The following is a 21,346-nucleotide window of genomic DNA, read 5'->3' on the forward strand; positions in this document are numbered from 1 at the left end:
GCTCTACTTCATCAGATCAGCATCAAACAGAATCATTTCAACCAGATCCTCAAACCCGATGCCGGCAGCGGCAGCAGCCTTAGGCAACAGGCTGGTCGCGGTCATCCCCGGAATGGTATTAACTTCGATGCAATAAAAGCTGTTATTCGCCATCATAAAATCAACCCGCGCGGCACCGCGGCAGCCCAGCGCCCTGCAGGCGCGCAGCGCGGCATCCTGAATCTGAACAGCGATGTCAGGAGCTACGGGTGCCGGCACCAGATAGCGGGTTGTCGTGCTGGCATATTTGGCCTGGTAGTCGTAAAAACCGCCCTGCGGAACAATCTGGATGATCGGCAGCACCTGATCGTTCACCACCGACACGGTCAGCTCGTCACCATCGACAAAATCCTCCACCATCAGTGTGCCATTGAGCCTGGCGGCTATTTCCAGACCAGCCTCCAGTTCTTCCCGGGTTCGCGCAATACAGATTCCGACCGTTGATCCCTCCTGAGAGGGCTTTACCACCAGCGGCAGCCGCTGACAGCGACGGGCCAGATCCCGAGGAGTTTCTCCCGACTTGACATAATCAAACGCGGGAGTCGGCAAGCCATGATAAGCCAGCAATTGCTTGGTGATGATCTTGTCCATGGCAACACTTGAAGACAACACCCCACTACCGCTGTAGGGAATACGCATGACTTCCAGCAGCCCCTGCACCGTACCGTCCTCTCCGCCCTGACCGTGCAGAGCAATAAAAGCAACGTCGATTTCTGCATCCTGCAGTTGCTGGGGCAACCGCAGATCCGGATCAATCGGTACGGCATGGTAGCCCCGCGCGACCAGGGCCTTCAAGGCCGCCTGTCCGGTACGCAGGGAAACCTCACGTTCAGCCGACCAGCCGCCGGCCAGCACCCCGATCTTCTTTTTCAGCAACTGTTCACGCGTCCAGCTCTTCATCATTCGGCCCCGGAAGAACGAATTCGGTTGGCCAGCAGATCGCAGATCAGGTTAACGTTGCCGGCACCCAGGGTAATCACCATATCGCCGGGCTGCACCAGATTAGCAACCTGATCAGCTGCCGCTTCAAGGGTTTCACAGTATTCGACGGCCTTGTGCCCATGTTCAACTATTCCGGCTACCAGCGCCTGACTGCAAGCACCGGCGCGGGGCGGCTCACCCGCCGCATAAACGTCGGTCACGATCAACATATCGGCGTCATAAAAAGCCGTCAGAAAATCGGCAAACAGCGCTTCGGTGCGGCTATAGCGATGAGGCTGAAACACCGCAATCACGCGCTTTCCCCAGCCATTTTTGGCCGCGGACAGGGTTGCCTTGATCTCTTCAGGATGATGGCCGTAATCATCAATGATCATGATATCGCCGATCTGGTGCCGCACCTCAAAGCGCCGCTGCAATCCCCCAAAATGACGAAACCCACCAGCTACGGCACTGAACGGAATCTCCAGTTCGTGAGCCACGGCAACCACCGCCAGAGCATTTAGCACATTGTGCCGTCCCGGCATGGCAAAAGAGATCTGGCCGAGCTCCTGCCCCTGGTAGAAGGCGGTGAAACTCGTCCGCCCCTGGCGATGCTTGATGTCCTGTGCGTAAAAATCGGCCTGGCTGTTGAATCCGTAGGTTGAATAGCGCTTCTTGACTTCAGGTAAAATGGCCTGGATATTACGGTCCTCCAGACAGAGGATGGCACGGCCGTAAAAGGGCACTTTATTGATAAAATCAACGAATATCTGTTTGATTTCGTCAATGCCGGAATAGTAATCAAGATGGTCCAGATCGATGTTGGTGACCACGGCGATGGTAGGAGTCAGCAGCATAAAGGAACCATCCGACTCATCAGCCTCAGCAACCAGAAACTTGCCACGCCCCAGCTTCGCGTTAGAGCCGAAGGCATCAAGCTTGCCACCAATGACCGCAGTTGGGTCGATGCCGGCATGATGCAGCACCACCGAGGTCATGCTGGTGGTCGTTGTTTTCCCATGGGTACCGGCGATGGCAATGCCGTACTTCATGCGCATCAACTCTGCCAGCATTTCCGCCCGCGGAATGACTGCGATGTGGCGCCGGTGAGCTTCGATGACTTCCGGGTTGTCAGCCTTCACTGCGGTTGAGGTCACCACTACATCAACCTCGACCAGGTTTTCGGCACGATGACCGATAACGATGTCACCTCCCAGGCCCGCCAACCGACGGGTCGTGTCGCTATCGCGCAAGTCTGACCCGGAGACCCGATAGCCCAGATTGAGCAACAATTCGGCGATGCCGCTCATACCGATACCACCAATACCGACAAAATGTATTTTACGGATCCGTCCGTACATCAATGCGCCTCCGCCGGTGATAAAAAGGGAATAAGATTGCGACATTCCGCCAGAATTTTAGCGGCGGCATCAGGACGTGCCAGGGAACGTCCACGCATTGCCATCAGCTGCAACTCGTCCCGGTCAGCGAGCAGAATTCGCAATTCGGTTGCCAAACGCAGGGCCGTCAGATCACGCTGCTGCAGCACCACGGCGGCGCCGGCCTGTTCCAGGGCTCTGGCATTGGCGTTCTGGTGATCGCCCGTCGCGTGAGGAAAGGGAATCAGAATCGCCGGACGTCCACATACCGTCAATTCAGCCAGGGTGGTGGCACCGGCCCGACAGATCACCAACGCCGAATGGCTATAGGCCTCGGCCATATCATCGATAAAAGGAACCACGGTTGCAGCGGGATAACCGGCCGCCGCATAGGCTGACTGGACCATAGCAAAATCATCCTCACCGGTCTGGTGGAGGATTTGCGGTGGCTGCTTCCAGCGCAGCAGTTCCGGCAGGCAGGCCATCAGGGCCTCATTGATGGCTCGGGCGCCGCGGCTGCCACCAAAGACCAACACCTGCCCCGGTACCGGCAACTCCTCCGGCATCTGATCAAAACCCTGGCGCAACGGGTTGCCGGTCAGGATGGTTCTGCTGCGGGGAAAACACGTCAGGGTATCGGGATAGGAAACGCAGATCCGCGCAGCCCCTTTGGCGAGCAGCTTGTTGCTCACCCCGGGAACAGCATTCTGCTCATGAATCACATAGGGAATATGGAGAATCTTTGCCGCCAGCAATACCGGCACTGACGCATAACCACCAAAACCAACGACCAGATCCGGCTTGAATCTGCGCAGGATACCCTGAGCCTGAATCAGGCTGCGGGTCAATTTAGGTAGCAATTCCAGCTTGCCACGCCAGCCGCGCCCGACCACCCCGACCATGTCAACCAACTCCAACGGCAACTGCAGCTGGGGCAGAAGACGGTATTCAATCCCACGCTTGGTACCAACAAACAGGATCTGAGCCCCCGCCACTTCCTTGAGCAGCAGTTGTCCTAAGGCCACCGCCGGGAATAGATGTCCGCCGGTGCCGCCACCGGCCAACAACATTCTCATGACGGCCTCCGCTGGTGGCTCGAAATATTCAACAGAATCCCCACCGCCAACAGATTGGTGACCAGGCTGGTGCCGCCATAGGAAATAAACGGCAAGGTCAAGCCTTTGGTCGGCAATAACCCCATACAGACGGCCATGTTGACAAAAGCGCCGAAACCAATCAGCAGACTCAATCCAAAGGCCAGATTTCTGCCAAACGGCTCCTGGCATTGCAGCGCAATGCGGATGCCACAGAGCACCAGCAGCAAAAACAGGGCGGCAACCACCAGCACCCCGATCATCCCCAGCTCTTCACCAATCACCGAAAAGATAAAATCGGTATGAGCTTCGGGCAGATAAAAGAGCTTCTGCTGCCCAACCCCGAGACCTTCACCGGTTATCCCGCCTTTACCAAAAGCAACCAGACTCTGGATAATCTGGAAGCCACTATCGTAAGGATCGGTCCAGGGATCGAGAAATGCCATGATCCGCCGGCGGCGATAATCGGAATTCATCAACAGGTAGTAGAGCACCGGCAACGACATGAGGATTGTCGGTAGAATGTACAACCAGCGCACCCCGGCAACGATGAGCATGACCAGAGCCACTCCGGCAACAATCATTGAGCTACCCAGATCTGGCTGCTTGAGCAATAGAATCAGCAGCACCCCGAGCACAATCATGTAGGGCAGGTATCCCTTGGTCAGGGATCTGACTTTCTCTTTTTTGCGGGTCAGGGAGTGAGCGAGATACAGCACCAACGTCATCTTGACCAGCTCTGCCGGCTGCAGGGTCACCCCCGGCAAACGGATCCACCGCACCGCGCCACCGACTTTGACGCCGATGCCGGGAACCAGCAACAGGGCGAGCAGTCCAATACTGACCAACAGACTGATAACTGCCAGCTTGCGCCAGTTTTCATAGTTGAAATAAGTGGCCAGACACAACACCAGAAACCCGACCAGGGTATAGACCGCCTGGCGTTTGAGAAAATAGAAACCATCGCCAAAGCGCTCCGCCGCCATTATGGCCGACGATGAATAAACCATGACGACGCCGATACAGGTCAATGCCACCGTCATCAACAGCATACTGGTATCAATGTTGCGGTGCAGGTTCATCGGCTGACCTCCCCAGGGCTGGAAAGGGCCTGTACCAGTTCGGTGAAAACGGTGCCACGCTGTTCGTAGCCGGCAAACATATCAAAACTTGAACAGGCCGGCGATAACAACACGGCTCCCCCCTCCGGGGTCAATCGCTGTGCCGTAGCAACCGCCTCGGCCATACTGTCGACGCAGTGGATGTCACAGCAACCGGCCAGCTCGGTATTCATCTTTCGGCGCGCTTCACCGATCAGAATCAGATGCCTGACTTTTTCCGCAAGCAGCGGGCGCAGCGGTGCGTAGTCTCCGCCTTTGTCCTTGCCGCCGGCAATCAGGGTCACCGGACGATCAAGTCCAGCCAGGCTCTTCATCACACTGCCGACATTGGTACCCTTGGAATCGTTATACCATTTCACTCCGGCCAGGGTACGCACCAGCTGCATGCGGTGGGGCAATCCGCCAAAGTCACAGATTGTCCTCCAGGCCAAATCACCGGGGCAACCATGCAGCAGCGCAGCAGTCAGGGCGGCCATGGCATTTTCGACATTGTGCTCACCGGACAGGCGCAGCGCCGACAGAGCAAAAACTTCCTGTGCCCCCTGCCAGCTCCATTGCAGCTGATGCCCCTGCCGGGTCAGTCCGGCAACCTGCTTGCCGGCGGCGGAGAACCACACTTTGGTGGCCTGGATATCACTACACAGCTCGGCGACTGCCGGATCATCGGCATTGAGCACCGCCAGATCAGTTGTTTTCATGTTCTTGAAAATGTTGCGTTTGGCAGCAAAATAGCTGGGCAGATCAGGGTAACGGTCAAGATGATCGGCGCTCAGATTCAACAGTAACGCTATCTGTGGATGGAAGGTATCGATCGCCTCAAGCTGAAAGGAGGAAAGCTCAACGACAGCCAGCTGATACGGGTGCAGCGCGGCACTGACAAATGGCGTCCCCAGATTGCCACCGACAAAGACGTCTTTTCCCCAGGCCTGCATCACCTCACCGATCAGACTGGTGGTGGTCGATTTGCCATTGGTCCCGGTTACTGCAATGATCGGGGCATTAATCTCACGGGCGGCAATCTCGATTTCCCCCCAAACCGGCACTCCACAGTGGATGGCATGCTGCAATGCTTCATTGGTCAAGGGCACCCCGGGACTGACAGCGATCAGATCGGCGTCGGCAAACAGGGCCGGGTCATGTCCCCCCAGATCGTAATGAACCGGCAATCCTGCCAATGCGGGCAAGCCACCCAGCTGCTCCAGTGAGCGCTGATCAGAGAGTACAACAGTGGCGTCGCGAGCGACAAAAAAACGCACCAGCGCCTGACCACTCTGGCCGGCGCCCATGACAATCACTCGCTGGTGCTGGTCGTTTTTTTTCATCGTAATTTCAATGTCGATAAAGCAATCAATGCCAGAATGATGCTGATAATCCAGAACCGCACAATGATCTTGGGTTCCGGCCAGCCCTTCAGTTCAAAATGGTGATGGATCGGTGCCATCCGGAACACCCGCCGCCCCCAGTAGCGGAAAGAGATGACCTGAACGATAACCGATAGGGCTTCAATGACAAAAATTCCGCCGACAATCACCAGGGCAAATTCATTTTTGGTAATGACGGCGATGGTTCCCAGGGCACCTCCCAACGACAGGCTGCCGACATCCCCCATAAACACCTGGGCCGGATAGGTATTGAACCACAGGAACCCCAGTCCTGCCCCGACCATAGCCCCACACAGAATCGACAATTCCCCGGCTCCCGGTACGCTGGTGATCTGCAGATAACCGGCCAGGTTGACGTTGCCGGCCACATACGCCAACAACAGAAAGGTGCTGGATGCAATAATCATCGGACCGATGGCCAGACCGTCAAGACCGTCAGTCAAATTCACCGCGTTACTTGCTCCAACCATCACCAGCATGGCAAAGGGGATGTAAAAGATCCCCAGATCGGGGCTGATGTTTTTGAAAAATGGCACGCTCAAATGGGTTTCCACCAGGCCACTGAAATAAAGCAGCAACGCCGCAACGGCAGCAATCACCAGTTGCCAGAACATCTTTTGCCGGGCCGAGATACCGTCGCTGTTTTTACGGACCACCTTAAGATAGTCATCAACAAAACCGATAGCGCCGTACCCACTGGTCACCAGCAGGCAGACCCAGATATACAGGTTCGTCAGATCGGCCCACAGCAGCGTCGGCAGGATAATGGCAATCAGGATCAGGGCTCCCCCCATGGTAGGGGTGCCTTCCTTGACAAAGTGCGACTCCGGCCCGACCTTGCGGATAGTCTGGCCAACCTGCATGCGCTGCAGGGTGGCGATCAACCAGGGACCGAGCATAAACGAGATCATGAGCGCCGTAATGGTGGCGTAAATGGTTCTAAAGGTGATGTAACGAAACACATAGAGGGCAGAAAAATCGGTATGCAATGGATAGAGCAAGTGATACAGCATCGGTCAACCCTTCCTTTGCGCGGCATCCGGCCCCGCCGCCTTGAGTTCCTGCACCAGACGATCGAGTTGTACGCCACGTGATCCCTTGACCAGCAAGCGGTCGCCGGTACGGTGACAGCTCTTTACCATCTCAATCGCTTCGGCCACATGGTCAACCTTGTAGATCTGTTCCTTGCGCATCCCTGCTTTAAGGGCTCCCATCTCCAATTGTTCGCCATGCCGGCCCACCGTGATCAGCACATCGGCCACCTGCGCTACTCGCTCCCCCAAAGCCTGATGCAACAACTGTGCGTCCTCTCCCAGTTCAAGCATGTCCCCGAGGATGGCGACCTTCCTGCCCTGACCCTTGAGTGCCTTCAGGGCATCGAGAGCAGAACGGGCTGACAACGGATTTGAGTTATAACTGTCATCGAGCAGCATACCGCCGCTTGCCAGAGGGAAGAGGTTCATCCGTCCCTGAACCGGAACAAATTCTTCCAATCCGCGCACAACGTGCTCTAAGGAAACATCAAGCTCAAGAGCGGCTGCGGCTGCGGCCAGGGCGTTGTGCACGTTATGAACACCCGGCACCGGCAACCGGATCGAGCGCCGCTGATCAGCGGTCAACAGCTCAAAAGAAACGGCATCTGGTTCAACCACTCTATGTTCGCCACGCACATCGGCCCGAGCGTTGAGGCCATAGGTCCGCTTTTTTACCCCATTAGCAACGGGCAACTGTGCAACCCGTTCATCATCGAGATTAATAATTGCGGTTCCACCTTTGAGCCCGGCGTAGAGCTCCCCTTTGGCCCGCGAAACCCCATCAAGACCATGCAGGGTTTCAAGGTGAGCTTCTCCGATGTTGGTGATCACTCCGATGGTCGGCTGAGCGATCTCGGTCAGGCGTTCAATTTCACCCAAAGCGCTGGTGCCCATCTCAACGACCGCCCACTGATGAGATTTTTCAATCCGCAGCAGGGTCAGCGGTAATCCGATCAGGTTGTTGAAATTACCGTAGGTTTTAAGTCCGGGGGCAACCTGCGTCAGAATGCCGGCGAGCATTTCCTTGGTCGTGGTTTTGCCGGCTGAACCGGTTATCGCAATCAGCGGTCCCTGCAGTTGGAAACGATGGGCCGCGGCAATGTCGCCCAGGGCGCGCAAGGTATCGGCTACCCTGACCACCGGCACATTCAGCCCCTCCACAACCTCTTCACTCAAGCAGGCAGCGGCACCGTTCTTAACCGCCTGACTGAGATAGTCGTGACCATCAAAACGCCCGCCGCGCAACGGCACAAACAAAGCTCCCGGCACCATATTGCGGCTATCGGTAGACACCCCGGTGAGTTCGCAATTGACCTTGCGACCACAAAATTCTCCACCGACAATGCGCGCGATCCGTTCAAGATCAAACATGGGCCCGGCCTCCAGGAATGGGTGCCGCACAGGCTTGAGCTAGCGCCCGCTGCAACTCTTCACGGTCATCAAAATGAATCTTTGTCGTTCCAAGAATCTGATAATCCTCGTGCCCCTTACCGGCGACCAGCAGCAAATCACCCTTGCCGGCTAAGTCGACGGCGTAGTTGATGGCTGAACGGCGATCAGGAATCACGACAAAGCCTCGGCTGTCGCCAGCAACCGTGCCTGGATCAAGTTCGCAGCCCCCCGCTGCCAGAGCTCCGCTCCGAATCTGGTCCAGAATCGCGAGGGGATCTTCGGTGCGTGGATTGTCAGAGGTAAAAATAGCCAGATCTGAATAGTTAACCGCTGCTGCAGCCATCAACGGACGCTTGCCCGGATCCCGGTCACCGCCACAACCGACAACGGTATACAGGCGCTGATGTTCCAGATTAAAAAGGGTTTTTAACACCTGTTCCAGCGCATCACCGGTATGGGCATAATCGACCAGTGCCAGCACCTCGCCGTCGTTATCAACACGCTCGAGTCGTCCCGGCACCTGAGGTGCGACACGAATCCCGGCGGCAATCTGTTCATTACTGATGTTCAATTGCTGGGCAACGGCTACCGCCGCTAGCAGATTGCTCAGATTAAATTCACCGATCATCGGGCTGTCGATCTGCACTTCACCGTGACTGCCGCTAAAAACCCCATGGATGCCCTCGCGCCCGATAGTCACCTGGCGCGGATAGAGGGTGCAGGATGATCGCCGGCCAAAGGTCCGTGCCGCCGGGATATCGGTCAGCAGGCGCCGGCCATAAGGATCATCAGCATTGATCAAGGCGACCCCGTTACCAAGCAGTTCGGTAAACAGTCGGCGCTTGCTGGCAAAATAGGGTTCCAGCCCGGCATGGTAGTCGAGATGATCCTGGGTCAGATTGGTAAAGACCGCGATGTCAAAATCGAGTCCATCTGCGCGGTGCTGTTCCAGAGCATGGGATGAGACCTCCATGACCAGGGCATTGGCGCCGTGGCGTCGAAACTCAGCCAGCATCCGCATCAAATCCAACGATTCCGGCGTGGTATGGGTAGCTTCAAAACGCAGGGTGTCAGCCAATCGATAATCAACCGTTCCGAAAACTGCCGGGGTATAACCGGCGCTCTTGAGGATCGCTTCGATCAGATAGGTAATGGTCGTCTTGCCATTGGTTCCGGTCACACCGATCACCGGGATCCCTTTGCCGGGGTTGCCATAGTAATGCGCTGCAGCCTGGGCCATGGCACGACGAACGTTGGCAACCTGGATAAAACAACAACCTTCGGCCTGCTCCGGCCCGGCAAAAGAATCAGCAACAACCCCAATAGCGCCCGCTGCAAGCGCCTGGGAAATATACTTGCGTCCGTCGGTTTTGCTGCCCGGCAGGGCAAAAAAGAGGGCACCGGGTTTCACCTGGCGGGAATCACACTCCAGCGCGCAAATATCCACCGCCGTTGAACCTTCAACGGCAACCGGACTGATGGCATTCAGCAATTCACGCAACTGCATCAACGTAACCTCCGCAGATTCATTATCAGGCCCCAAAACGCACCCATGCTTCCTTGCCGTAAGGGATCGACTCGCCCGCATGGGGGTATTGCTCAACCGCCCGCCCACTACCGGTCAACTTCAGGTTCAACCCCTGCCGTTCCATCGCCTGCAATACCTGACGATAGCTCATACCACGAAAGTCCGGCATAACCAGACCATCAGCCGGAGTCCTGACCGGCAACAGCGCGGCCAAATCAGGCAACGGCTCAGTTGCTGCAGAAACCACGGGTAAGGTTGTGACCTGACTGTCCGGCAAAATATTCAAGTGATTTAGCGCCTGCGCCGCCACCCGGGAAAAAACCGGGGCGGCAACCTGGCCACCATAGACCGTTCCCTGGGGTTCATCGACGGTTACGGCAATGACCAGGGCCGGGTTCTCTGCCGGGACAAAACCGATAAAGGAAGCAATCCGTTTATCGATAGAATAGCCTCCGGTAACTGTATCAACTTTCTGTGCCGTGCCGGTTTTACCTGCGACCTGAAAACCTGGAACCGCGCCCCTGACACCAGTCCCTCCCTCTTCGGTAACCGCAACCATCATCTGGCGCACCTGCGCCGCGGTCTTTTCAGAAATCACCCGATGACGCACTTCCGGCAGCCGCCGTCGTACCACCTGATGATCGGCATCTCTGACTGTTTCTACCAGATAAGGCTCCATTAACAGCCCGCCATTGGCAATTACGGCTATCGCCGCGGCCATCTGGAGGGGAGTGACGCTGATCCCCTGGCCAAAGGAGATAGCGGCAAGATCAATCTCAAACCAGCGCGACGATGGACGAATCAGCCCAGCGACCTCACCGGGGAAATCAACACCGGTTTTGGAACCAAACCCAAATGATTGCAGATAACGATAATAACGATCGCGCTCGAGCTTTTTACCGAGCTTGACAAAACCGATGTTACTACTGAATTTCAACATTTCCAGCAGGGTCAGATCACCAAATTTTCGATGGTCACGGACCACGCTGCCACCCACCGAATAACGCCCCTGTTCACAATAAACCGTCTGCTCAGGGGTCATCAGCCCCTCTTCAAGCACCCCGGCCAGCAAAAAAGGCTTGAAGGTTGAACCGGGTTCGTAGACATCACAGATGGCGCGGTTGCGACGCTCATCGGCCTTATAGCGACCCGCCAGATTGGGATTGAAGTCGGGCCAGCTGGCCAACGCCAGAATCCTTCCACTGGCGGGTTCAAGCATCACCAGAGTACCGCCAATCGCTTCACTCTCACGCACTACCCGCGCCAGCTCTTTTTCCGCGATATATTGCAATGAGCGGTCGAGGGTCAGTTGCAGATTGTGCCCGCTTGCGCCCCCCTGGATCGGCGCTTCAGCGCTCGCCAGGCCACGACCACGAGCATCCTTGGTCGATACCAGCAGTTCCGGTTCTCCCTGCAGCAAACGATCGTATTCCAGCTCAATCCCCTCCAGTCCACGGGGATCAAGACCGGTAAAGCCCACCACATGGGCTCCAATTGCCGATTGGGGGTAATAGCGCTTGCGTTCGCTGACAAATGCCAGACCGGGAATTCTGAGCTGGCGCACAGCATCGGCAACCTCCGGGTCCATCATTCGCTGCAGCCAGACAAACCGCCGCCCCTCGGCGGAGAGACTTCTGATTAATTCAGATTGGGGGGTTTTCAACAGAGGCGCGAGTTTTTTTGCCGTAGCAGCCGGATCCTGAATCAGTACCGGATCAGCATAGAGGGAATCCACCTCAAGGCTGACGGCCAGAGGACTGCCGTTACGATCGACAATGGTGCCCCGACGTGGGGCAAGCTTGATAACATGATGACGTTGCTGGTCAGCTCGAGCCTGCAACTCAGGGGCTTCAACCACCTGTAATTGATATGCGCGCACAGCAACAACACAAAAAGCCAGAATGAACAGCACTCCAAAAATCCGGATGCGTATTTGTCCTGCTTCAGGTGCCATTGTCCCTCTTACTCCACTCGCACGATTTGGCCTGGCGCCGGATCGCGCAAGCCCAGTTCATTTCTTGCCAGGGTTTCAATGCGTTCGTCACGCGAGAGAAAAGCCACTTCAAGAGAAAGCTCCCTGACCTGCTGATTTTGTGCCCGCAGATCCCGCTCAAGCCGGGAAATCTCATATTCCAGACTAATGGCATGGATCCGCGACCAGACAAACAGCAGAGACAGGAGCGACATCAGGACAATCACCACCAGCATGGGGCTTAAACGCGGACGAGTCAGAGCAAAACCACTGATTCTGACACGGGTCTGAGAAATTGTCTGTGACATGGCTAACCTCTTTAACGGCAACGTTTAACCGCACGCAAAATGGCGCTGCGCGAGCGCTGATTTTTTTCAATCTCAATAGCTGCTGCTTTGATGCCCTTGCGCGTCAACAACTCCACCTCGGGCTGATGCCGGCACTGACACACCGGCAATCGCGGTGGGCAGATACAGCCTTGTGCCCGCGCCCGAAATAGCTGCTTGACAATCCGATCTTCCAGCGAATGAAAGCTGATCACTACCAGTCGCCCCCCGGGCTTGAGCAGGTCGATAGCGGCAACTACCCCACGCTTGACCTGACCAAGTTCATCATTCACGTAGATCCGTAAGGCCTGGAACACCCTGGTCGCTGGATGGATACGATCGGGACGGTGGCCCCCAGGAACGACGTCACGCACCAGATCTGCCAACTGGGTGGTAGTGGTAATCGGCGCCTGCCGGCGCTGGGCAACAATCCTGGCGGCAATCCGCCGGCTGTAACGCTCTTCACCAAGGTCAAAGAACAATTGACGTAACGGTCCCTCTTCTAACTGATTGACAACCTCAGCAGCGGTCATCCCGACCTGAGGATTCATGCGCATATCCAATGGGGCCTCGTGCCGGAACGAAAAACCCCGCTCCGGGGTATCGAGTTGATGGGACGATACCCCGAGGTCGAGGAGCATGCCATCAAGACCAGTAATTCCGAGTGGCGCCAGCAGCGCCGCCGCCTGATCAAACTCAGCATGATGAAGACTGACGCGGTCACCGTAAGGAGCCAGGACCTGCGCAGCATGAGCCAGCGCGGCAGGATCGCGATCAACCCCGATCAGGCGACTGCCCGGCGCCCGGTCAAGAATTAATCGGGCGTGCCCGGCACCCCCGAGGGTGCCGTCGAGGAACACCCCCCCCGGTTGAGGATCAAGCCAATGGATCACCTCTTCAGGCAGTACCGGCAGGTGTGAATAAGACTCGACAACCATCAAAAGCCCAGATCCGCCTGCCCTTGCGCATCGTCGTTAAGTAATGCTTCCGACTCGGCAGCAATCAGAGCATGAGCCTGCTGACTCCAGATCTCAATTTTTTCAAACATGCCGATAACCACCGCTTCTTTGTCGAGGCCGGCATGCTCGCGCAAGGATTGGGGAATTTGAATGCGCCCCTGGGCATTAAACTGACATTCACGTGCCGGAGCAATCCGGTTACGCAGATTCGCCTCCCGCAGTGGGCCAGGCTGCATGGCAAGAACCTTGGCACAGATATCATCCCACCGTTTGTGCGGATAGGCGACCAGCCCATTTTTGTAACGGGTCACTACCAGGCCGTCACTATCATAATCCTGACGCAGTTCATCCCTGAACGGGGCCGGAATACTGACCCGCCCTTTGAGATCGATACTGACATTGAACTCGCCGGAAAACCTCACATGACACCTCTTGACACTATTTGACACCAAGTTTAGAAAATATAGCGGTGGGCTCATGAAGTGTCAAGGGAAAATCTGTCTGCAGGGGGTCTGAGAAAAAAAGAAAAGTATTGCTAAGACAAGGACTTGGGACAACCGGCGGGCAAAAGCCCGGAAGCAGGAGGGAACTAGCTAATTTCTATGGACTATTGGTTGTCATGAAGGCTTCTCTAATGGCGACACAAGAAAAATTTCAATTTCTTCTATTCTTCTTTCTTCCATCCGCCTGACGCGAAAGCGGATCCCTCCCTCATCAAAGGTGTCACCTTCGCTGGGAATGCTGCCACTGAGTTGAAAAATATGACCAGCCAGGGTAGTGACCTGCTCCTCGGGAAGTTCCAGACCCAGACGTTTATTGACTTCACGCAAAGGCATGGCGGCATCAATCAGGTAATGGCCCGGGGCCAATTCTCTGAATTCAACTTCGGCAATGTCGTATTCATCATTGATGTCGCCAATGACCTCTTCCACCACATCCTCAAGGGTGACGATCCCCTCCATGCCGCCATATTCGTCAACAACGATGGCCAGATGTTCGCGCATTTTCAGAAAATTCTGCAACAGCACGCCAATGCGTTTTGACTCCGGGACATAGTAGGGCTTGCGACAGGCACTCTCGAAGGAAAAATCAGCTGGATTCTGACTATAGGCCAGAACATTTTTCGAATGCAGCACCCCGACAATATTGTCGAGATTTTCGTGATACACAGGGAAACGGGAATGCCGGGCCTGCCGTACCACCTCCAGGACCTCTTCAAACGATGCCGTTGCATCGATCCCAACAACTTCTGTGCGCGGAATCATGACATCGCGCACCCGGGTTTCGGTCAGTTCGAAAACTCCGTGCAGCATCCGCCGCTGCTCAGCGGCAACCACACCCGACTCTTCACCCGCCTCAATCAAGGCCTTGATGCCATCCTCTGAAACCTGTAGCCCTTCGGCCTGGTGCTTGCGCAAAAAACCGGTCAACAGCCTTGAAGTACCTGCGACCACCCGAATAACCGGAGCCATAACAAACAGAAACCCCCGCATCGGTCGCAACACGATAAAGGAAAATCGTTCCGGATACTGGGCCGCCAACGTTTTAGGGCAGACCTCGGAAAAAATCAGCAAAATTGGGGTCAGAATCAGGACAGTCAACCACTCCCCCTGCTCACCGAAAAGACTGACAAACAATCCGGCAGCAATAACCGACGTGGCAATGTTAACCAGATTATTGCCAATCAACACACCACTTAAGGTACGATCAGGGTTATCGACGAGTCCAGCCAGCTTATCTGCACCCGGATGCTGCTTTTGCTGCAACAACCGTAGCCGTAAGCGATCGAGGGAGGTAAAAGCGGTTTCGGAACCGGAAAAAAAGCCGGACAGCAGCAACAGAAAAAACAGCGCCAGAATGCGCCAGGTTGTTTCATCCATTGAAAGGTATCCTCAGTCTTTGCATTGCACCGTTACCCAGCTCCTTAGAACAGGAGAAGTTCTTGCATTAGTTGTGTTGAATCCGCATGATATGGATGAAATAACAACATCCGGGGACTATTTACAAGGATAAAATCATGACCTCCACCCTTACTGACCAGATTCGTGAACATCATAGGCACCTGTGTGAACAGCTGCACTTTCACAATTACCGTTACCACACCCTGGATGCGCCGGAAATAAGTGATGCCGAATACGACCAGCTGATGCAACGGCTGCTGCAACTGGAACGACAATACCCGGAACTTATTGCCCCGACATCACCATCTCAACGGGTCGGTAGCGCCCCCTTGGAAAAATTTGTTCCCGCCATTCACAGCGAACCCATGTTATCACTGGAAAATGCCTTTAACCATGACGATCTGATCGCTTTTGATGAGCGGATCAAACGCTTTTTAGCCACCTCGGCAGACATCGAGTATCTGTGCGAGCCCAAACTGGATGGGGTGGCTGTGGCCCTGACCTACGACAACGGCACATTGATCCGCGCCGCAACCCGGGGCGACGGCACGACCGGTGAAGACATCACGCAGAATGTCCGCACCATCAGAAGCGTTCCGTTACAATTGCAGAACGATTTTCCTGATCGGGTTGAGGTGCGAGGTGAAATCTATATCGACCTTGCAGATTTTCGCCAGCTCAATCAGTTGCGCCGCGACGCAGGAGAAACGCCTTTTGCCAATCCCCGCAATCTGGCCGCCGGCAGCCTGCGCCAGCTCGACCCGCGCCTGACGGCAGCACGACCGCTACAAATCAGCTGTTATGGCATCGGCACCTTGACCAGCCAGGCACCCCAAACCCATCAGCAACTGCTTGACGATCTAAGCCGCTGGGGGCTGCAGGTCAACCTTGCCGAAACCCGCTGCGTTACAAACATCCACGCGGTAATCCAGCGCTACCAGCAGCTGCTTGAACGCCGCGAGGAACTTGAGTACGAAATTGACGGCATGGTGGTCAAGGTCAACCACCGTGATCTGCAGGAGGAGCTTGGCGTGAAAAGCCGTACCCCACGCTGGGCCATCGCCTGCAAATTCCCCCCACGGCAGGCCGAGACCGTCCTTGAATCTGTGCGTCTGCAGGTAGGTCGTACCGGTGCGGTCACCCCGGTTGCCGGCCTCACTCCGGTCAATGTCGGCGGGGTGAAGGTTGCCAGCGCCAGCCTGCACAACTGGGACGAAATTGAGCGTCTTGATGCCCATATTGGCGACACGGTTATTGTTGAACGAGCCGGGGACGTTATTCCGGCGGTCGTACGGGTGATCAAAGAAAAACGCACAGGTGCTGAGCAGGTCATACCACGACCATCCCACTGCCCGGTCTGCAACTCCCCCCTGGTTCAGGAAGATGATGAGGTGGTACCACGCTGTCAGGGCATCGATTGTCCGGCGCGACTGAAGGAATCCCTCAAACACTTCTGCTCGCGGGGCGGCATGGATATTCAGGGAATGGGGGATCGTTATATCGACCAGTTGTTGCGCCTGCAACTGGTTACCACCATTGCCGACCTGTACCGCTTGAAAAAAGAAGATCTCTTCCAGTTTGAACGGATGGGGGACAAACTCGCTGACAATCTGCTGACGGCGATTGAGAACAGCAAAAACCGCCCTCTGGCCAACCTGATCTACGCCCTGGGGATCCGCCATGTCGGCAGTCACACGGCACGTCTGCTGGCGCAACAATTCGGCAACCTTGACCGGCTCGCCGGTGCTTCCTACGACACCCTGATCGCTATCCATGAAATCGGCCCCCAGGTTGCCGGCAGCATTGTCAATTTTTTTGCCGCCAACAAAAACCGTGCGTTACTCTCCGATTTAACTGAGCTGGGTATCGCTCCACCCGCCGAGGACCGGCAACCCACCGGAAAGCGGCTGGAAGGAAAAACCATCGTCCTTACCGGCAGCCTGGAACGCTTCACCCGCAAACAGGGTGAAGAGCTGGTGGTGCAACAGGGGGGGCGGGCCAGCGGCTCGGTCAGCAGCAAGACCGACTACGTCGTGGCCGGACCCGGCGCCGGCAGCAAGCTGGACAAGGCCAGGAGCTTAGGTGTTACCGTGTTAAGCGAGGATGAGTTTCTTGAGCTGATTGCAGCAGGAGAAAACCCATGACCAGCATCAGCGCAAAAGTACGGATCAGCGGACGGGTACAGGGGGTCTGGTTTCGTCAGAGTACCAGGGAACAAGCTGCCGAACTGGGTGTCACCGGCTGGTGTCGCAACTGCCCCGACGGTAGCGTCGAAGCCGTTTTTCAGGGGGATGAAAAGATCGTCAATGCGATCATCGACTGGTGTCATCAGGGGCCGAAGCTGGCGCAGGTTGAACATGTTCATATTGAATGGCTTGATTCTGGCGGGGTATTCAACAGCTTTGAGATTCGGGCATAAATCGCTGAGCTTGCTTTCGCAGGAAAGGATTCACCATGAATCATCTGCTTAATCTGCGCCGAGTTAACACCTGGCGAAACATCATCCAGTGGGGGTTTTTCCTTTGGATATTGTACCTCGGTATCCGCTTGGGGATATTTGTCCGCCATTTTGAAACAGCTGGGGCAACTCCTTTTGTCTCCCGCCCCCCGGGAGTTGAGGGTTTCCTGCCGATCGGGGCGTTAATGAGCCTGAAACATTGGGTGATGAACGGCATCATCGATACGATTCATCCCGCGGCACTGGTTCTCTTTATTACCTTCATGGCGATGAGTCTGTTGGCAAAAAAATCATTCTGTTCCTGGTTGTGTCCGGTCGGCACCCTGTCGGAGGGCCTGTGGAAAGCCGGACAACGCTTTTTGGGGCGGAATTTTCAGCTCTTAAGCTGGCTGGATATTCCTTTGCGCGGACTCAAATACCTGTTATTTTTCTTTTTCGCCAAAACCATCCTCTACGACATGCCGGCCCAGGCCATCAGCGGCTTTATGCGAGCCCCGTACTGGGCCACCAGTGATATCAAGATGCTTTATTTTTTCAAACAGATGTCCATCACTGCTGCAGCTGTTATCCTCGTTCTGTGCGCTTTGTCACTGCTTTATAAAAATTTCTGGTGCCGCTATCTCTGTCCTTACGGTGCCCTTCTCGGGCTACTCAGCATAGTCAGTCCGATGAAAATCAGGCGGGATGAGGCTCAATGTAACAATTGCGCTAAATGCGCCCGGCATTGCCCCTCATCCTTACCGGTACACCAAAAAAAAACCATCCACAGTCCGGAATGTATCGGTTGTGTCAGCTGCGTCGAAAGCTGTCCGACAAACGCCCTGGCCATGTCGCTGCCACGACTGAAGAAGCCCCTGCCACTATGGGTGTTCCCGTTACTCGCCATGGGGATCTATGCCGGAGGAGTCACTTTCGGCATGATCTCCGGGAACTGGCAGACCTCTCTGACCTATGGGGATTATCAGCTACTGATACCGCTGATTAACAAAATCTGACGATATACTTCATCGGGAAGATTTCGCACAGTCAACATAGCCATCAGTCCTTCTTCCGCAACGCCAGCGACTCCCGATACACCTCGCTGCCGGCGACTCCCTGATCGCGCGCAACCTGCTTGACGATTTCTTTCCAGCTTAACCTGGTGGTCTGGCGCAGGTGGAGTAACTGCTCGCTTATCGTCATCGCCGGTGCCAGCGGGGGAGCTGGCCCCAGCATGATAACCAACTCGCCCTTGATGCTGTCCCGTTCGGAAAAACTGCTCAGTGCTTCTGCTGCCATGCCGGCAAACAGTTCTTCATGGCGCTTGGTCAATTCACGGGCAATAGCAACCCGACAGTCACTGCCACAGATGTCAACAATATCAGCCAGGGTTGCCAGCAAACGGTGGGGTGCTTCATACATGACCTGGGTTGCCGTTTCATCACGACAGCGTTGCAACATAGTGCGTCTGGCCTGGGTTTTGGCCGGCAGAAATCCGAGAAAACGAAATCCTTCCGTCGGCAATCCGGCAATCGACAAGCCGGCGATGACCGCAGAGGGGCCGGGTATGGCAACGACCGGAACGTCCTCATGATGACAGCGCTGTACCAATTGATAACCGGGATCGGCAATGCAGGGGGTTCCAGCATCGCTGATCAGAGCAATGTTCTCGCCACCTTGCAGACGCACCAGAAGTTGCTCGGAACGCCCTTTTTCATTGTGATCATGATATGAAATCAGCCGCGTGCTGATTCCGTAGTGGTTCAGCAATTTGCGACTGTGGCGGGTATCCTCAGCAGCAATCAGGGCGACTTCACCCAGAACCCGCACCGCCCGATAGGTCATGTCCTCAAGATTGCCGATCGGTGTAGCCACGACATAGAGGATACCTGTCACTGTAGCTGCTCCAGTTGAGCAAGCCACAAAGCTGCCGCTGCATCGCTCGGCATGCGCCAGTCCCCGCGCGGTGACAGGGCAACAGTACCGACCTTGGGACCATCGGGCAGACAGGAACGTTTGAACTGCTGACTAAAAAAGCGCCGATAAAACTGTTTTAACCAGTCGATCAATTGGGAACGCGAATATTCTTCAACGAAAGCCTGCTCGGCCAACATCAGCACCTTCTGCGGCGAAAAGTGCATCCTGACCACCTGGTAAAGAAAAAAATCGTGCACCAGGTAGGGGCCAATCACCTGCTCCGTCAACTGCTCAATTTCACCATCAGCGCTCGGGGGCAACAACTCGGGGGAAATGGGGGTAGCGCAAACATCACCCAACACGGTCGACGTCTCACCACTGAACTCCTCATCGGCGCACCATTGCACCAGATAACGTACCAGGGTTTTCGGCACCCCGCCGTTGACCGCGTACATGGACATATGATCACCATTGTAGGTACACCACCCCAGAGCCAATTCCGACAGATCGCCGGTGCCGATGACCAGGCCGGAAACCTGGTTGGCAATATCCATCAGAATCTGGGTACGCTCGCGCGCCTGACTGTTTTCGTAGGTCACGTCGTGAACCTTGGGATCATGACCGATATCACGAAAATGCTGCTCAACGGCGGCATCAATGGGGATCACCCGTAGCGTCACGCCCAACTCTTCGGCAAGCCGTTGCGCATTTGATCGGGTCCGGCTGGTGGTGCCAAAGCCGGGCATGGTGACGGCGACAATCCCGGTCCGCGGTAACCCGGCGAGGTCAAAGGTTTTGACCGTCACCAACAGCGCCAGGGTGGAATCAAGGCCGCCGGATATGCCGATGACAACGGCTCTGGATCCGGTATGACGCAGGCGCCTGACCAACCCGCCGGTCTGGATCTGAAAAATTTCGTGACAACGTTCCCTGCGCTCGGCAAGGTCGGGCGGAACGAAGGGCGTTCGTGCCAATGGTCGTAACAGCCCGGAGATGGGATGTCGATGCAAGGGAACGGATATCACCCGGGAGGGACCTTCAGGAGCACTTTCAGCAAAGGGACGATTGCGCTGACGCTCACTTTGCAGTCGGGCAACATCAAGATCGGCAACCGCCAGCTGACTTTCAAAGGAAAAGCGCTCGGTTTCGGCAAATATCTGGCCATTTTCAGCGATCAGGGAGTGTCCGGGGAAAACCAGATCGGTGCTTGACTCCCCCGGTCCGGAACCGGCGTAGACATAGGCGGCCAGACACCGCGCCGACTGTGAGGCCACCAGGTTACGGCGATACTCAAATTTACCAAGAATTTCTGGGCTCGCTGAGAGGTTCAACAGCAAACTGGCCCCGGCCAGGGCCTGAGAGCCGCTGGGAGGCTGTACCGCCCACAGATCTTCGCACAGCTCGATACCGATCATCATCTGCGGATCATCCGCCGCAGCAAACAGCAGATCAGTACCAAAGGGGATATCAACACCCCGCAGGGTGACGGTTGACCAATTGGCATCGCGCGCCGAAGAGAACCAGCGTTGCTCGTAAAACTCACCGGTATTAGGCAAATGGGTCTTGGGCACCAGACCATGAACGATGCCGGCGCTGATCAGCGCAGCACAATTAAACAATCGCCCCGCAACCGCCAGGGGCAATCCGACCACAATGGCGATATCGGTGGTTGTCGTCCATTTTCCCAGGGCAAATAGCACCTCAACTACCCGCCGTTGTAACAGCTCCTGAAAAAACAGATCCCCACAACTGTAACCGGTCAGGCAAAGCTCAGGAAAAACCACCAGAGAACAAGATTGTTCAGCAGCCCGTTGGGCCAGGTTGCAGATTTCACCAAGGTTTGCATCAGGATCAGCCAGATGGAGTTGCGGCGTTGCCGCAGCAACGCGAACGAGGCCATACGGGATGGGATCAATTGCCGTAGCGGTTGCTTTGTTGGTCATT

The 21,346-nt window shown here is 55.8% G+C and carries 18 protein-coding genes; 3 read left to right on the forward strand and 15 right to left on the reverse strand.

Annotated elements, in window-relative coordinates:
• Positions 1 to 3: 3 nt before the first annotated feature.
• The 13 genes from ICT70_RS05590 to ICT70_RS05650 form a co-directional block, all read right to left on the reverse strand.
• Complete coding sequence (locus ICT70_RS05590) at positions 4 to 939, reverse strand: D-alanine--D-alanine ligase (RefSeq protein ID WP_191154625.1); 936 nt, start codon at positions 937 to 939, stop codon at positions 4 to 6.
• On the reverse strand, positions 939 to 2,321 hold the full coding sequence (gene murC, locus ICT70_RS05595) for a UDP-N-acetylmuramate--L-alanine ligase (RefSeq protein WP_191154416.1): 1,383 nt from the start codon (positions 2,319 to 2,321) through the stop codon (positions 939 to 941). The genes ICT70_RS05590 and murC overlap by 1 nt, the downstream gene beginning before the upstream one ends.
• Positions 2,321 to 3,415 (reverse strand): undecaprenyldiphospho-muramoylpentapeptide beta-N-acetylglucosaminyltransferase, encoded by a 1,095-nt coding sequence (murG, locus tag ICT70_RS05600; RefSeq protein ID WP_191154417.1) that lies wholly within the window; start codon positions 3,413 to 3,415, stop codon positions 2,321 to 2,323. The genes murC and murG overlap by 1 nt, the downstream gene beginning before the upstream one ends.
• Positions 3,412 to 4,515: a putative lipid II flippase FtsW gene (gene ftsW, locus ICT70_RS05605; protein ID WP_191154418.1), complete on the reverse strand. Its 1,104-nt coding sequence runs from the start codon at positions 4,513 to 4,515 to the stop codon at positions 3,412 to 3,414. The genes murG and ftsW overlap by 4 nt, the downstream gene beginning before the upstream one ends.
• The gene (gene murD / locus ICT70_RS05610) at positions 4,512 to 5,876 is read right to left on the reverse strand and encodes a UDP-N-acetylmuramoyl-L-alanine--D-glutamate ligase (RefSeq protein WP_191154419.1); all 1,365 of its coding nucleotides are present in this window, start codon (positions 5,874 to 5,876) and stop codon (positions 4,512 to 4,514) included. The genes ftsW and murD overlap by 4 nt, the downstream gene beginning before the upstream one ends.
• On the reverse strand, positions 5,873 to 6,949 hold the full coding sequence (gene mraY, locus ICT70_RS05615) for a phospho-N-acetylmuramoyl-pentapeptide-transferase (RefSeq protein WP_191154420.1): 1,077 nt from the start codon (positions 6,947 to 6,949) through the stop codon (positions 5,873 to 5,875). Before mraY ends, murD begins: the two co-directional genes overlap by 4 nt.
• 3 nt (positions 6,950 to 6,952) lie before the next feature.
• Positions 6,953 to 8,341, reverse strand: a complete 1,389-nt coding sequence (locus tag ICT70_RS05620) for a UDP-N-acetylmuramoyl-tripeptide--D-alanyl-D-alanine ligase (RefSeq protein WP_191154421.1) — start codon at positions 8,339 to 8,341, stop codon at positions 6,953 to 6,955.
• Entirely contained in the window at positions 8,334 to 9,869 is a 1,536-nt protein-coding gene (locus tag ICT70_RS05625) for a UDP-N-acetylmuramoyl-L-alanyl-D-glutamate--2,6-diaminopimelate ligase (RefSeq protein WP_191154422.1), read from the reverse strand. Before ICT70_RS05625 ends, ICT70_RS05620 begins: the two co-directional genes overlap by 8 nt.
• A 25-nt stretch (positions 9,870 to 9,894) precedes the next feature.
• Complete coding sequence (locus tag ICT70_RS05630) at positions 9,895 to 11,844, reverse strand: penicillin-binding protein (RefSeq protein WP_191154423.1); 1,950 nt, start codon at positions 11,842 to 11,844, stop codon at positions 9,895 to 9,897.
• A gap of 8 nt (positions 11,845 to 11,852) precedes the next feature.
• The gene (gene ftsL / locus ICT70_RS05635) at positions 11,853 to 12,170 is read right to left on the reverse strand and encodes a cell division protein FtsL (protein WP_191154424.1); all 318 of its coding nucleotides are present in this window, start codon (positions 12,168 to 12,170) and stop codon (positions 11,853 to 11,855) included.
• An 11-nt stretch (positions 12,171 to 12,181) separates the two neighbouring features.
• The gene (gene rsmH, locus ICT70_RS05640; RefSeq protein WP_191154425.1) at positions 12,182 to 13,126 is read right to left on the reverse strand and encodes a 16S rRNA (cytosine(1402)-N(4))-methyltransferase RsmH; all 945 of its coding nucleotides are present in this window, start codon (positions 13,124 to 13,126) and stop codon (positions 12,182 to 12,184) included.
• Entirely contained in the window at positions 13,126 to 13,569 is a 444-nt protein-coding gene (locus ICT70_RS05645; protein WP_191154426.1) for a division/cell wall cluster transcriptional repressor MraZ, read from the reverse strand. Before ICT70_RS05645 ends, rsmH begins: the two co-directional genes overlap by 1 nt.
• 195 nt (positions 13,570 to 13,764) lie before the next feature.
• Positions 13,765 to 15,027 carry an HlyC/CorC family transporter gene (locus ICT70_RS05650; RefSeq protein WP_191154427.1) on the reverse strand — a complete coding sequence of 421 codons (1,263 nt, stop codon included), beginning with the start codon at positions 15,025 to 15,027 and terminating at the stop codon, positions 13,765 to 13,767.
• A gap of 137 nt (positions 15,028 to 15,164) precedes the next feature.
• Between ICT70_RS05650 and ligA the strand changes: the two genes are divergently transcribed.
• The 3 genes from ligA to ICT70_RS05665 are packed head-to-tail and all read left to right on the forward strand — an operon-like array spanning position 15,165 to position 18,501.
• Positions 15,165 to 17,192, forward strand: coding sequence for an NAD-dependent DNA ligase LigA (gene ligA / locus ICT70_RS05655; RefSeq protein ID WP_191154428.1), 2,028 nt, complete (start codon positions 15,165 to 15,167; stop codon positions 17,190 to 17,192).
• Positions 17,189 to 17,467, forward strand: coding sequence for an acylphosphatase (locus ICT70_RS05660; RefSeq protein ID WP_191154429.1), 279 nt, complete (start codon positions 17,189 to 17,191; stop codon positions 17,465 to 17,467). Before ligA ends, ICT70_RS05660 begins: the two co-directional genes overlap by 4 nt.
• A gap of 35 nt (positions 17,468 to 17,502) precedes the next feature.
• Positions 17,503 to 18,501 (forward strand): 4Fe-4S binding protein, encoded by a 999-nt coding sequence (locus tag ICT70_RS05665; protein ID WP_191154430.1) that lies wholly within the window; start codon positions 17,503 to 17,505, stop codon positions 18,499 to 18,501.
• A gap of 43 nt (positions 18,502 to 18,544) precedes the next feature.
• On the opposite strand, the gene rsmI is transcribed toward ICT70_RS05665, so the two are convergent.
• Both rsmI and ICT70_RS05675 read right to left on the reverse strand, forming a co-directional pair.
• The gene (rsmI, locus tag ICT70_RS05670; RefSeq protein ID WP_191154431.1) at positions 18,545 to 19,381 is read right to left on the reverse strand and encodes a 16S rRNA (cytidine(1402)-2'-O)-methyltransferase; all 837 of its coding nucleotides are present in this window, start codon (positions 19,379 to 19,381) and stop codon (positions 18,545 to 18,547) included.
• Positions 19,378 to 21,345 carry an NAD(+) synthase gene (locus ICT70_RS05675; protein ID WP_191154432.1) on the reverse strand — a complete coding sequence of 656 codons (1,968 nt, stop codon included), beginning with the start codon at positions 21,343 to 21,345 and terminating at the stop codon, positions 19,378 to 19,380. The genes rsmI and ICT70_RS05675 overlap by 4 nt, the downstream gene beginning before the upstream one ends.
• Position 21,346 lies beyond the last annotated feature (1 nt).

The sequence above is a fragment of the Pelovirga terrestris genome, assembly GCF_014773365.1.
In the GTDB taxonomy this organism is placed as follows: Bacteria; Desulfobacterota; Desulfuromonadia; order Desulfuromonadales; family Geopsychrobacteraceae; genus Pelovirga; species Pelovirga terrestris.